Genomic DNA, 12,993 nt, shown 5'->3' on the forward strand with positions numbered 1-12,993 from the left:
GCGGCGTCGCGCTGTTGGCGCGCATGTCGAAAGATCGCTGAACGATCCGCTCTCATGGATTTTAACAAATTCTTCCTTGAAAAAGTTCGTTGTTCTAATTTTCGACTAGGCTATAAGGCTCACGGTTCCGTCGCCTCACCAGCGCAGGTTTTGCCATGCCTTACGCCTCAGTCTCCAAATTTCGCCGCGGCATCTTCATGCTTGCGCTTTGTGCGGGCGCGTCCGGGCTTTCGCTCTCCGCGTCGGCGCAAAGCAAACTGCCAAAATGCACACAGGAAAACATCTCGAAGCAGTGCTTCGGCGTCATAACCGCGCCGGACGGCAACCGCTATATCGGAGAGATGAAGGGCGGCAAGGCCAACGGCAAAGGCGCGCTCATTTTCACGGACGGCAAGAAATGCGAGGGCCAATTCCGCGACGGCGCGCCAAACGGCAAGGGAACCATCACCCATCCTGACGGCGAGTCCTACACCGGCAATTTCAAGGACGGGAAGAAAAGCGGGCAGGGCAAATTGGTCGCCGCTGACGGAAAAATCTATGTCGGCCAGTTCAAGAGTGACGTTCCCCATGGCAAGGGCGCCGTCACCATGCCCGACGGCAAGAAATTCTCCGGAAATTTCGTTGACGGCGAACTTGCGGTGAAGCCGAAAGCCGGTAGTGCGGCGCAAAGCGAACAGAAGGGGCCGAAAAACGGTCTGCCGCCTTGCGACGTCAGCTTGGCCAAGCCTTGGAAGCGCTGCGTCGGCGGACTGAAGTTTCCAAACGGCGACTTTTATGCGGGCGAGTTCCGTAACGGAAAGGCGACCGGGCGCGGCGCGATCACTTTCGTGTCCGGCGGACAATACGTCGGCGAGTTCCGCGACGGCGTCCGTCACGGCAAAGGCACGTTCACGATCGCCAATGGCGAAAGCTACAGCGGCGAATTCGTCAACGGCCGGATCGTCGGCAAGGGCGTTTACACATTTCCCGACGGGAAGAAATATGTGGGCGAATTCCGCGACGGACGCCCGCACGGCAAGGGCATTCTCACCCTGCCGAATGGCGCCTCCTACCGCGGCGAATTCCAGAATGGCGAGCCGGACGGACAGGGAACGATGAACTTGCCCGATGGGCAATCGCAGTCCGGACTGTTTAAAGCGGGCAAATATCAGCCCCAGTAGGCCGCGTGGGCCCGGCGCTCCGCGGGGGCTGGGGCAGGTCGTTCTGTCGGTGGTCGCCAGGGCCGCCGCCGCGCTGAGGCGAAGTCCTTGAAAACGCAAACCCCAGCCCGCGCGGGCTGGGGTTTATAGAGTCTCGGCCGTCTTTCGCTTCGAAGCGCCTTATTGGATGGGCGTGACGATCGAGGCTTGCGAATTATTGGAAATGGAGATGTTGTCAGAGTCCGTCTTGCTGATCGTCGCGCCTTCGGAGTCGATGATGCTGCCGACCGCGAAGGCTTGCTTATCGATGTTCACATTGCTCTGATTCTGGTTCCCCGAACCAAGATCGAGGAGGCTTCCGCTGACCGAGCCGTTCTGAACGACGGCGGCGTTATTGTTCACGCCGAGCTGTGTGACCGTCGAATAGTTGTTGCCATACGCTTGGGACTGATTCTGGTTCTGATTGTTCTGACCGTCGGCGAGAGCCGGTCCGGCCGCCAGCATGAACAAGGATATTGTCGCGATCAGCTTTTTCATGGATCTGGTCCCTGGAAGTTAGCGTTCAGTGTTCGGATACTGCCTACTGTCACCCTAGCTTTGCAGCGCGCTGCGGTCGATCGTTTCGACCTATACGAACTGCGATAGACTTTTCGATGTGGCCGAAACGCCACATGTTTCCGGCCTCGTCAAAAGGCCTTCCGCATATAGGTGAGGACGTTCGGGAAATTGACGGCTACCGGCAGGCCGCGTCCGCCGAGGTATTGGCCGTTGGCCTGGCTCCATGTCCAGCCGCCTTCCAGTCCGAACGCCCATCCCTCGCCGGCCCAATATTCGGCGTTTCCAACGACGCGCTGGCCTCTGACTTGCGTATTGAAGCCGAAAGCTACGTTGCCGAAGCCAAGGAATTCCGGGGCGGAGCCCATGAAGGATTGGAACGCCGCTCCGGTGATCGAGGTCTTGAACACGGGAGTCCAAAGGTGTTCGTAGGATCCCATGATCGCCTGACCGGAGCTCCTCTGGATCGTTCCAGTCGAGCTGCTCACATAGTCGATCGACATATACGGCATGCCGAGGTACGACAGCGCGCCTTGAGTCGCGGTCGCCGCCAGCATGGCCTTGCCGTACATTTCGCCGCCAATAGGACCAACGAGCCCGCTCCACTTCCAACGATATTCGCCGGCGAGCTGCGCAGCCCAGCCCCAAGTGGAGTATTTCGGCATGAAGGTATTGTAGGCGTTGGCGGAGACATCCCTGATTTCGTGCATAGCTCCCGACGCGTGGACGACGAAGGCGGGCGCGCCGACGCGCAGTTGCGCGACAAAGTCCGGGTATCCCATGCCCGTCGGATATCTGGACAAAACCCCGTCCGGATAACGCCTCAGCGTCGGATCTTCAGCCGATACGCTGATCGAGGCGCCCAAGCGCGGCAGGAGACCTGGGAGAACGTTGATATTTTCGATTCTGTGGGTGTACGAAACCGCCGGCGTCGTCATGTAGGACGCGTAGCCGGGCATAAAGGTGTAGCCGGTGCGGCTGAAGCTGAAGAGCGAGGGCTGGAGTCCGACGCGCAGCCCACCGAATTGAACCCAGGCTTGGTCGAGGGCCCCCCTCCAATAGTTTCCGTAGATCTGGTTCAGGGTTATGCGCGTTTCGCCTTCATAGTTCTTTACCGTCCTGGCGAACACTCCGGCGTTGATGAATACGGAGATCGTTCCGTAATCCGTGTTCCGGAAGGCCAGAAAATTCACCATGCTGTATGTGCCGGTATAAGCGCCGGACGTCGTCTTGCCGACGAGCGGATTTTTCCAGTAGTACAGCATCGGCACGGCGGCGCTCAATCCAAGGCCGCTCCATCCGTATCGATACGCAGGAAGCCGCTGCGTCGTGAATGCGATGTCTTCGGTCGCAAAGTCCTTTCCCAGGAAACCGGTGAAGGATCCATGGACCGCGCCGCAAAAGCCGGTGTACGGAATTTGAAAAAACTGGGTATTGCCGTTCAAGTTGCATGGCCCCGTCATTCTCACAACGGGCCGCGCCGCTTTCGCCACCGGCTGATTGGCGGGATGCTTCTCTTTCACTCGCGTTTTTGACGCGGCGTTGAGCTCTTCGATCGCGCGTGTGGCTTCCAGGATCGATGCGTCGACGCCCTTGTCGAAACTTGCCGGTTGCGCGCGCGCAGCCGACGCGCCGGCCATTCCGGCGGCGCAGGCGAATGATGCGACGATTTTTATTCGCGTTTTCACGGAGCAAGCCCTTTGGACAATCCGGTCAAAAGTTCGTCGTCAGTGCATTCGTCCAAAGCTGTTCGTCGCCGTCAGACCTGGCGGCGTCCAGATCGCCAGGCTCATGCTGTCCGTGGCGAAAAGAGAGAGATAACCTTCCGAGGTTTGATAGGACTGGTAGATCGGACCGTCGGTCGGAATTTGCACCCGAGGCGCGGCGCCATTGCCGACGGCGGAGTTTTGGGCGACGGCGGCGACATTCGTGCCCCCCATTTGCGTGATCTGCGAACTGTTCTCCAAGCCGTGCTGGGTCACGGACGCGTAATTCTGTCCGCCATAACGCGGATCGTCGCCGCGAAGGTTCGGGCTGCTGTTAAACGCACCCGTGGAATCGCCGACCTGTTGCATCTGCGAATAGTTGTTGATCCCGTTCTGGTTGATCACCGCTTGATTCGCCTGATTGGAGTCCTGAACTCCGTAATAGACATTCACGAAGCCGGACTGCGAGAGGTCGATGGCGGACTGCGATCCGCCGGTGAACCCATATGCGAAATTGAAAGGCGCGCTTTGCGTCGCCATCTGCGCAAAGGCGGAGTTCATAACGCTCAGGAGGAAGATTGCGGCTAGAAGCGAGGTTCGCGACATCTTCATCCCCAGTTCTCGAACAATGACGAACAAGCGCGCGAGGGCGCTCTTTAAAGACTCGGCGCTAAGAACTAGCGCGAGAGAAAAACCGGTTGCCGACAGTCGAAGCGATAGGGGCGATTGTCGCTGCCCGGAACCGGCTCCAAAACCCAGATGTCGTCTCTGAGGTAATCCTGAGCTTCCGTCTGCGCCAAATAGCCGCCGAGACATGCCGGCGAACTGTCATCCGCCACAACCGCTACAGGTCGTCGCTGCCTGTGACTCTTGGCTGCGTCGGCGGGAGCCGCAAATACGGTGAACCCGATGAGCGCGATGAGGGCGGCTTGCAGTATCGACTTCATTGGAGTGATCCTTTGAAAGGCGTTCTGCTCACGCCGCCCTCGAAGTTCGCGAGCGCCGGTTGGCTAAAGAAGCGCACCGGCGCTCGTTTCAGTAATTAGTCTTCAATGCTGTTGTGGTTGAGCGTGGCGGCAAAGCCGTTAATCGCGACCGCATTGTCCTGGATATCGATCGGGTTGAAGGAGTCCTCGAGGCGCAGACCGCCAGCGACGCCGCCACGATCGGCGACGTTGATGCTGGTGTCGACTTCGATCTTCGACACCGAGGTGTTGTCGATGCTGGTGTTGTTCGAGCCGATGGTGATCATGAAGGCCTTGCCGTCGCCGCCATTGGCGTCGATGCCGTTGCCGATGCCGTCCTGGCTGGAGGCGGCGACAGTGGTCGAACGCTGCGACGAGAGATTGGCCTGAACCGTGGTGAGTCGCGCGTCAGCGTCGGCTTCGTTGCGGCCGAGGCCGACGCCAACGTTAACCGGATTGATGCTGCCGGCTGCCGGGTCCTGCAGCGCAGTGCCCTGGGCTGAGAGAGCGACCGGGATCGCGAGGCCGCCGGCGAGGCCGGCCTGATCGGAGTCATTTTCCGACAGCGCCACCGCGGCGCTGATCGCCACGACGTTGACGTCGCCGCCTTCGCCGCCATTGCCCGAGTCGACGATGCTGCCGACGCTGAAGGCATGCGTCTCCATGTTGAAATCAGCAAAGCGCTGGTTGAACGTGTCGGTCGCCATCGCGATGCCGCCGCCGACGGCGACGTTCTGATTCACAACGCCGACGTTGTTGAGGCCGAGGTTGGTGACGCTGCCGACGTTCACGCCCTGGGAGACGGAGGTGTTGATGCCGACGTTGGCGCCGATCGGATCAGCGAAGGCGGGAGCGGCGAGCACGGTGGCGATGGCCACAAGCGAAAGCTTCTTCATGGGGAGGATCCTTCTAGTGATTTTGTCTAATGCCGACGACCAGCGCGCCGATCATCGAGGCGCAGAGTTGTCCAAGTGCAGTCGATCCGTCCAGCCACTAAATGTCTCGCTAACCAGTTTTAGTAACAACTGTGGCGAAAGTGCAACATTGTAGCGCGCTGCAATGTACATGGTCTAAATATCAGAGATATCATCAATATTTTCGACGCTGCATGAAAAAAATATGGGCTTTTGAACGTGTGGACAAACTTTACCATGGAGTGTTTGACATCGTCGCTGGAATGCAAATGAGAATTATGGAACGTTTCAGAAATGTGAACTTTAAATGAATGCCAAAGACTCTTCTTGTATTCCATGGACGTTCGCTGCATAGCTAATCAACTCGAGCGCTCTACGGTCATGCGAGGAAAAAATGATGGTATTCCACCGACTTAAGCTGATCTCAGCCGCCTTTCTCTCATTGGCTGTTACGAGCCCAACTTCGCTGATGGCTCAAGGGGATATGGGCCCGATCGGCACCGTGGTGCTGGAGAATATGGTTCGCGAACAAAATCCGCCGAGCTATGGTTCTCAGGCGTTCAGATCACGGCCATCCTATAAGTACAGGGCGTGCAAAACTCATAAAATGCATAGCTGCCAGCGCGTAAATCGCTGGAGCAAAGCCAATTAGCATTCTTTGCTCAAGTGACATGTGAGAGTGTTACATGTCACTTGTTTTGCTAAAACGCTCAATGACTTTCCTGCCGGAGATGGAGGCGTGCGCCGAGGCTGTCTCCAGCGATTTATTTCAATGAAGACCATGGAGAGCGGAGCCGTAAGCCTGAACGTCGCGAGCGAGTCGCGCTGATTTGTGGAAACGGCGCGCGCGCTCCGCGCCAACATTTGAAAAGGACTTGTTGATCTTGGCGCGCGCTGGCGGCCAAATCTCGGACGCTGGCGATTCTGCGTGTCCAAGGCGCGCGAACGTTCAGGGTTGGCCGCGTCGGCGAGCACGCCCGCTCCTGCTCAACGAATCGATGTCGAAGCGCGGCGTGCGCGGGGCGGCTCTGCGCGGCGCGAATTCGGGCCTCTTACCTTGCCTGAGACGCGTCAATCACGACTTCGGCCATAGAAATTACGACAGGCCAGGAATCGAATCAGTCATGCTTCGCAGCTTCTCTTCGCCGATAACCAGCTCCGCGCCGCCGAATCTCTCTCTGGCCAGCTTCTGAAGCCGGTCGGGAGAGAGACCTAGGCTCGTCAATCGAGCCGTCGGCGCAAGGACGTCGCCCTTCGCGCCGCCGACAAGCCGCCAACGCCTCCGAGCGCGCCGCCGCCGCAGCGTCCCCTATCGCGGCCCCAGCGCCGCGGATGTTTTCGATCAGTTCGTCGGCGGGGGCATTCGGATGGCGCTTGTGGAGAAAGCCAAAAACGTGACCGACGGCGAGTCTCACGACTGCGGGCGCGATGCCGACTGACGCCGCGATATGCGCGACCCATTCGACATTCTCAATCCGACAGTGATGCCGGCGCTTTGACCAATTGATAATGTTTGGTGAGCGCGGTGGGGCTCGAACCCACGACCCCCTGATTAAAAGTCAGGTGCTCTACCGACTGAGCTACGCGCTCGCTCCAGAGGCGGCGGGCGGCGCCGCCGAAGTCGACTGAGCGGGTCGGTCCGTTCGGCCGTGCGGGTCGTCCGTCCCGCGCCTCGCGATCAACTACCGGCGGGCGGCGGGCCGGTCAACCCCCGGCGGGCGACCGCGCCCGCTCACGCCGTGAGCTTGGCGAAAAGCACCAGCAGGCCGAAGAGGACAGCCGAGACCACCGTCGTGATCCCCGCTTTTTTTAAGAGATCGGGAGAGGCTGGGGCGCCGGGGTCGGCGCCCTCGGGAATCTCTTCTTCGGCCTCTTCGGACGAGCGAACGCCGAGCGGCAGCACGGCGAACAGCACGATCCACCAGATCGTCAGGTAGATCGCCGCCGCCAGCGGCAGGGAAAAGGGCATCCGCCTTAAGCCTGCTCGAGTTCGATCAAGGCGCCGCAGAAGTCCTTGGGATGCAAAAACAGCACGGGCTTGCCATGCGCGCCGATCCTGGGCTCCCCGTCGCCCAATACGCGCGCGCCCGAGGCCTTGAGCTGCTCGCGCGCTGCGATAATGTCTTCGACCTCATAGCAGATGTGGTGGATGCCGCCGGCTGGATTTTTCGCGACGAAGCCGGCGATCGGCGAGTTTTCGCCGTAAGGCTCGAGCAGCTCGATCTTGGTGTTCGGCAATTCGACGAAAACGACCGTAACGCCGTGCGCCGCGATGCGTTCTGGCGCCGAAACCTTCGCCCCCAGCGCGTCGCGGTAGATGGCGGAAGCCTTTTCGACGCTATCGACAGCGATAGCGACATGGTTCAGACGGCCGATCATTTTTTTCCTTCCGGAAGAATGCTGTGCAGCGCCAATAAGCGCTGAGGCGGGCAATTTCAACCGGCGGGGCGCGCCTCGGCCTGCTGCGGGCGGCCGAATCCGTCGATGGCGCCGCGCAAAGCGACGAAGCGCGGATCGACGCGTGCGAAGGAGCTCCAGGGACAGCCTTCGGAAAGGCCGCGTCGAATCGCTTCGAGGGCCTCGGCGCGCTTGCCCAGAGCGAAAAACGCCGCGCCGAGAAAGCAGGGCGGCGCGTAGAGCTCCTCGTCTTCGACGAGCCTGCCGATGAGCGCTTGCGCCTCCTCGGCGCGGCCGGCGCGGGCGAGCGCATAGGCGAGCACGGTCAATTGGAAGGGATCGTCTGGGCTCGAGGCGACGGCGCGGCGCGCCGTGCTCACCGCCTGTTCGTGAACGCCCTGAAGGCTGTAGGCGATGGACATCACGAGATGCAGAGTCGCGGCGTCGGGCCGCAAGTCGAGCCCATCGCGCGCATACCGGCGCGCCCGCTCGAGGTCGCCGGCGCAGAGAATGAGCCAGGCGCGCAATGACAGCAGCGCCTGATCATGCGGCGAGTTGACGAGGCCCTCTTCGCAATCGGCGATGCCGTCGTCGAGCCGATCGGCCGCCGCGAGCAGCCAACAGCGGTAGACGCGCGCTTTGCCGTAGAGAGGATCAACGGCGACGGCCTGATCGAGGAGCGCGAGGCCCTCGGCAATCTTGCCCCTGAGCGCGCCGCGGGCCCAGCCGAGAACGGCCAGCGCCGGCGTATGATCGCGCAGGACGCCGAGCGCCCGGCCGGCGAAGTCCTCGATCATCGCCGCCGCCTGGGCGGGACGAAGAAACCCGCGTACGACTCGGCCGGCGGCGATGTCGGCGGCGAGAGCCCACACCGCCGGGTTGCCGGGGTCGATTTGGGCGGCGGACGCAATTGCTTCCTGCGCGCGCGCGAAGCCATCTCGCGTGCGGTCGCCGGCAAGCTCATAGGCGGTCTGCCAGAGATCGAGAATATGCGGCTCGCTCAACGGCGCGATCCGGAGCGTTTGCGCGGCGCCTTCGTCGATGGTTTCGACCGTCCCGCGCAGCGACAGCCCCCGGCCATAGGCGGTGGCGATCAGCTCCTCGCCGCCGGCGTTGCGCAGCGGCTTCCGCAATAGATAGGCGCAGCGGTCGATCGAATCGTCGGACGCGGCGCGATCCGGCCACAGCCGCGCGGCGATTTCGCCCTTGGTGATCAGGACGCCAGGCGACTCCAGAAGCATTTCAAGAAGTTGGCGCGCCTGCGGGCCCAGATGAATGCGCTTGCCGTCGCGCTGCAGTCCGCCCTGTGCGCTGTAACTGAATCCTGAAAATCGCTTCACCAACTCGCCCATGGCGGCCCCCAGCCAGCCGCGATGATGGCAAGACGGCGCGGCTTCGGCAAGAGGCGTATATGGTTAAGTCTTCAAAATCACATAGTTTTTTTGAAATTCTGGCCCTTCCCGGCGGCCGTTGGCTCTCCAAAATAAAAAACGCCGGACGTACCTCCGGCCCGGCGTTTGAGCCTTCCAGATACGCAGCACGTTCGGAAGGCTCGACGCAGTCTATGCGCGTCCAAATTGACGGCCGCATGACGCCGCGCCGTCTTCCGCGTCGAGCAGGTTCCAAAAAAGTTGACAGACTTTTTCGATGAGAACCTGCTCAACATTTTGATTTTGAGTGATTCCTTCCGGATCACATGATGCCATGTGATGGGAAGCGCTCTAAGCGCCGCGTGCGCTCCGGTCATCCTTTCCCCAAACGAAAAGCACGAGAGCCAGAACGCCGGCGGCCGCAAAAAGAAAGTAAGGCATCCGCGCGAGCAGCGGCCGGCCGCCGACGGTGAAGGGGAACCGCGACACCCAATGCTCGCCGTTGGGACCGTCGACCGTGACGATCCCCACGAATTGGCCGGTCTCGTTGAAGACATGTTCAAAGTTCAGCGTGCCGGCCGGATAGACCTTTGGCGGCAGATAGGCCACCGTGACGGCGTCGAGGCGCTCCTGCGGCTCCTTGTCGCCGATGTCGCGGATGATGCGAAAGTCCGTCGACATTTCCCGCATCTCGTCCTGAGCATAATCGAGGACGAAAATCGTCGCGCCAATCGTGGGAATGTCCTCACAGAACCTGTTGCGCGACGCCGCAGGCTGATAGCCGGAGAAATACATGAAATCCGGGCCGATTTTCAGCATGCAGGCGTTCCGCTGGCGCTGCATCGCGCCATGAGCGAAAGCGAGCGATAGCGGCGCGCAGACGAGCGCCGCCAACATCAGCAACCAAATAGGACTAAGAGGCTTCGACATGCCGTCCTCCCTGTTCAAAAGGGGACGACGCTGCTCTGAAACTCAGCTTGCGCGTCATCCCTTCGTCGAATAGCGGTTCGGTGCGTCGCCCACGCGCATGCGATAGGCTGTCCAAGGAAAGAACCCGGCAGGAACGAAAAAGATGCGCCCGGTATCGAAATTCCTCATTGTCGCGCTGCTTCCGCTTCCGGCCGCTTGGGCGCGGGCGGCGGATCTCAACGACTATCCGACCTCCGCGCGCGCCGATTACGTCTTCGGCTGCATGAAGGCGAACGGCGATACGCGCCTCTCCTTGGACCAGTGCTCTTGCTCCATAGACGTCATCGCGACCATTCTGCCTTATGAGCGGTATGTCACGGCCGAGACCGTCGCGAGCGTCAATCAGCAGGCGGGGCAGGTCGGCGCGCTGATGCGCAATACGGACGCGGCCCGCGATATGCTTCAAGAGTTGCGCCGCGCTCAGGCCGAGGCGCAGGTGCGGTGCTTTTAGACGCGAATTGATTCGGAAGGCGGAGAGGCCATGCTTATTCTCATTCTCGGAATCGTGATTTTTCTCGGGGTCCATACGCTAACGAGCTTTCGCGAGACGCGCGCCGGTCTGATCGAGCGCTACGGCCTTCAAACCTATAAGGCCGCCTACGGGCTCGTCGCCGCCATCGGTCTCGGGCTGATCGTCTATGGGTTCATTCGTTATCGCGCAGAGGGCCTGATTTATGTCTGGACGCCGCCGTCCTGGGGGCGCCATGTCGCCATGCCGCTCGTCTGGTTCGCTTTCGTCGCGATCGTGAGCCGTCGCGCGCCGCCAGGCCGCATTCGCGGCGCGCTGCGCCATCCGACGCTCGTCGCGGTGAAAAGCTGGGCGCTCGCGCATCTTCTCGTCAATGGCGATCTCGGCGGCATGATCCTGTTCGGGTCTTTTCTCGCCTGGGGCGTCTTCGACCGCATCGCGGTGAAGAAGCGCGGGGACGGCGGCGCGCCGCGGATTTCGCAGTTCACGCGCGGCGACGCGATCGCGCTCGGCGTCGGAACGGCGCTGTTCCTCATCGTGCTCTATCTGCACCCCTTGCTGTTCGGCGTTTCGGTGCTGCCGGCGTGAGCAACGCTCGACTTCATCCTATGACGGCGCCGATTCGTCTTCGCTTGGCGCCGCCGTCTCCAGGCTTCGGCCTTGCCAGGGCCAGCGGCCTTCGAGCTCCGCCTCCATCGTAAAGCTCATCCCCGTGCGGATCATCACGATCAGGCCGAGCACGAAGACGTTTTCGAGGCTTGGATGTTCGACGGAGACGGTCCGGATGATGTCGCCGCCGACGAGGAACTCCAACCCGAGCAGGATCGAGCGGCCGACATTCTTTCGGTAGCCGCGATAGGTGAGGGGGTGTGCTCTCCAGGGCGTCAGAAAAGCTAGCGTCGACAGGACCGCGCCGGTGACGATGATCAGCACGCCGACGACGTCGAGCGCCAGACCCGCGAAGTTGATGATCTCGTGGATGCTCGCGAGATAGGGCACTAGCGCTTCGCTTTCATTCGTGGGCGCCGACAAGTCGCGCGAGCGCCGTGGCGTGGCCGATGAGCGGCAGCAGCGCGGCGAGCTCCGGCCCGCTCTCGGCGCCGGTCAGCGCCAGGCGCAGCGGATGAAAGAGCGCCTTGCCCTTTCTGCCGGTCGCCGTCTTGATGTCGCTCGTCCAGGCCGCCCATGTGGTCTCGTCCCAAGGCTCCGACGGCAAAAGCTGCGCCGCGTCTTGCAGGAATGATTCATCCTCGCGGATCGGCTCGATCTCCGCGTCCACGACGCGCCACCATGTCAGAATATCGTCGAAACGCGCAAGATTGCCGCGCGCCGCGCGCCATAAGGGCTCCGCCTTGCGGCCGACGATCGTCAAGGCTTCCAGCCGCTCGCGCACGTCATCATATTCGTAGCGCGCGAGAGTCCGGTGCGTCAGAGTCTCAAGATCGGCGGGGTCGAAACGCGCCGGATTGCGCGAGACATGCGACAGATTGAACCTCTGAGCGAGTTCGTCGAGCGAGCGCACGGCGTGAATATTGTCGGAGGAGCCGGTCAGCGTCGCGAGCGCGGCGACGGCGAGGGGCTCATAGCCGTCTTCGCGCAGCGAGGCGATGGAGAGCGATCCGGTTCGCTTCGACAGAGCTTCGCCGCCCGCGCCGATAAGAAGATTGTGATGCGCGAAAATCGGCGCCGGCGCATGAGGCGCGAGCGCGCGCATGAGCTGCAACTGCACGGCCGTATTGGTGACGTGGTCTTCGCCGCGAATAACATGGGTGATCCGCATGTCGATGTCGTCGACGACCGAGGGCAGCGTGTAGAGAAAACTGCCGTCCTCGCGGATCAGGACCGGGTCCGACAGGGCCGAGCAGTCGATATGCGCCGGACCGCGCACAAGATCATTCCATTCGGCGACGCCCGGCTCGAGCATGAATCGCCAGTGCGGCTGCCGGCCCTCGGCTTCGAGCATCGCGCGATCAGACGCGCTCAGGCGCAGCGCCGCGCGATCGTAGACCGGCGGCAGCCCGCGCGCCTGCTGCATCTTGCGGCGCTTGTCCAACTCTTCCTGGGTTTCATAGCAAGGGTAGAGGCGGCCGGATCGCCGCAGGCGATTGGCGGCGTCCTCATAGAGCGCGACGCGCTCCGACTGGCGGAAAACCTCATGCGGAACGATGCCCAGCCAGGCGAGATCAATCTCGATTCCACGCGCGAATTCCTCGCTGGATCTAGCAAAATCAGTGTCATCGAACCGTAGCGCGAATCGTCCAAGGTTGGCGGCGGCGAACAGAAAATTGAATAGCGCGACGCGCGCGTTGCCGATGTGAATGCGGCCGGTCGGCGAAGGCGCGAAACGAACGATCGGAGAGGTCATGAGGAAGCTTCGTCAGGAGTTTCAACAGGGAATTCGGCAGCAGAGCTTCCAGCAGGAATTTTCAACAGCCGCGCGTCGGGAGAAGATTCTCGCGCCACCATCCTTTTGCCAAGACCCGGCGTCTTTGTCAGGCGGAATTTCGAA

The 12,993-nt window shown here is 61.3% G+C and carries 14 protein-coding genes and 1 tRNA gene; 3 read left to right on the top strand and 12 right to left on the bottom strand.

What is annotated here, in order from left to right; all coding sequences use genetic code 11:
* The first annotated feature begins 155 nt into the window (after positions 1 to 155).
* Positions 156 to 1,160, top strand: a complete 1,005-nt coding sequence (locus ACR65W_RS02965; RefSeq protein WP_434498522.1) for an MORN repeat-containing protein — start codon at positions 156 to 158, stop codon at positions 1,158 to 1,160.
* Positions 1,161 to 1,319: 159 nt separating this feature from the next.
* Here ACR65W_RS02965 and ACR65W_RS02970 read toward each other — a convergent pair whose 3' ends face one another.
* The 10 genes from ACR65W_RS02970 to ACR65W_RS03015 form a co-directional block, all read right to left on the bottom strand.
* A complete protein-coding gene (locus ACR65W_RS02970; protein ID WP_434498521.1) occupies positions 1,320 to 1,676 on the bottom strand; it encodes a hypothetical protein in 357 nt (118 codons plus the stop codon).
* 149 nt (positions 1,677 to 1,825) lie between these two features.
* A complete protein-coding gene (locus tag ACR65W_RS02975) occupies positions 1,826 to 3,382 on the bottom strand; it encodes a porin (protein WP_434498520.1) in 1,557 nt (518 codons plus the stop codon).
* A 39-nt stretch (positions 3,383 to 3,421) separates the two neighbouring features.
* Positions 3,422 to 3,961 (bottom strand): hypothetical protein, encoded by a 540-nt coding sequence (locus ACR65W_RS02980; RefSeq protein ID WP_434498519.1) that lies wholly within the window; start codon positions 3,959 to 3,961, stop codon positions 3,422 to 3,424.
* Positions 3,962 to 4,077: 116 nt separating this feature from the next.
* Positions 4,078 to 4,347, bottom strand: coding sequence for a hypothetical protein (locus ACR65W_RS02985; protein ID WP_434498518.1), 270 nt, complete (start codon positions 4,345 to 4,347; stop codon positions 4,078 to 4,080).
* A 95-nt stretch (positions 4,348 to 4,442) separates the two neighbouring features.
* Positions 4,443 to 5,261 carry a hypothetical protein gene (locus ACR65W_RS02990; protein ID WP_434502269.1) on the bottom strand — a complete coding sequence of 273 codons (819 nt, stop codon included), beginning with the start codon at positions 5,259 to 5,261 and terminating at the stop codon, positions 4,443 to 4,445.
* A 1,532-nt stretch (positions 5,262 to 6,793) separates the two neighbouring features.
* A tRNA-Lys gene (locus tag ACR65W_RS02995) sits at positions 6,794 to 6,869 on the bottom strand.
* 142 nt (positions 6,870 to 7,011) lie between these two features.
* Positions 7,012 to 7,248, bottom strand: a complete 237-nt coding sequence (locus tag ACR65W_RS03000; RefSeq protein WP_434498516.1) for a DUF1467 family protein — start codon at positions 7,246 to 7,248, stop codon at positions 7,012 to 7,014.
* A 5-nt stretch (positions 7,249 to 7,253) separates the two neighbouring features.
* Positions 7,254 to 7,658, bottom strand: coding sequence for a methylmalonyl-CoA epimerase (gene mce, locus ACR65W_RS03005; RefSeq protein ID WP_434496768.1), 405 nt, complete (start codon positions 7,656 to 7,658; stop codon positions 7,254 to 7,256).
* Between the two features lie 56 nt (positions 7,659 to 7,714).
* Positions 7,715 to 9,028 carry a winged helix-turn-helix domain-containing protein gene (locus ACR65W_RS03010; RefSeq protein WP_434498515.1) on the bottom strand — a complete coding sequence of 438 codons (1,314 nt, stop codon included), beginning with the start codon at positions 9,026 to 9,028 and terminating at the stop codon, positions 7,715 to 7,717.
* A 369-nt stretch (positions 9,029 to 9,397) separates the two neighbouring features.
* Positions 9,398 to 9,976 (bottom strand): hypothetical protein, encoded by a 579-nt coding sequence (locus ACR65W_RS03015; protein ID WP_434498513.1) that lies wholly within the window; start codon positions 9,974 to 9,976, stop codon positions 9,398 to 9,400.
* Between the two features lie 142 nt (positions 9,977 to 10,118).
* Between ACR65W_RS03015 and ACR65W_RS03020 the strand changes: the two genes are divergently transcribed.
* Both ACR65W_RS03020 and ACR65W_RS03025 read left to right on the top strand, forming a co-directional pair.
* Positions 10,119 to 10,466, top strand: a complete 348-nt coding sequence (locus ACR65W_RS03020; protein WP_256032192.1) for a hypothetical protein — start codon at positions 10,119 to 10,121, stop codon at positions 10,464 to 10,466.
* Between the two features lie 30 nt (positions 10,467 to 10,496).
* The gene (locus tag ACR65W_RS03025; protein ID WP_434498512.1) at positions 10,497 to 11,072 is read left to right on the top strand and encodes an NnrU family protein; all 576 of its coding nucleotides are present in this window, start codon (positions 10,497 to 10,499) and stop codon (positions 11,070 to 11,072) included.
* An 18-nt stretch (positions 11,073 to 11,090) separates the two neighbouring features.
* Here ACR65W_RS03025 and ACR65W_RS03030 read toward each other — a convergent pair whose 3' ends face one another.
* Together ACR65W_RS03030 and gltX are read right to left on the bottom strand one after the other, a co-directional pair.
* On the bottom strand, positions 11,091 to 11,516 hold the full coding sequence (locus tag ACR65W_RS03030; protein ID WP_434498511.1) for a DUF1622 domain-containing protein: 426 nt from the start codon (positions 11,514 to 11,516) through the stop codon (positions 11,091 to 11,093).
* Positions 11,497 to 12,849: a glutamate--tRNA ligase gene (gene gltX / locus ACR65W_RS03035; protein ID WP_434498510.1), complete on the bottom strand. Its 1,353-nt coding sequence runs from the start codon at positions 12,847 to 12,849 to the stop codon at positions 11,497 to 11,499. The genes ACR65W_RS03030 and gltX overlap by 20 nt, the downstream gene beginning before the upstream one ends.
* Between the last annotated feature and the right edge of the window lie 144 nt (positions 12,850 to 12,993).

This window comes from Methylocystis sp., assembly GCF_051062815.1.
Classification (GTDB): domain Bacteria; phylum Pseudomonadota; class Alphaproteobacteria; order Rhizobiales; family Beijerinckiaceae; genus Methylocystis.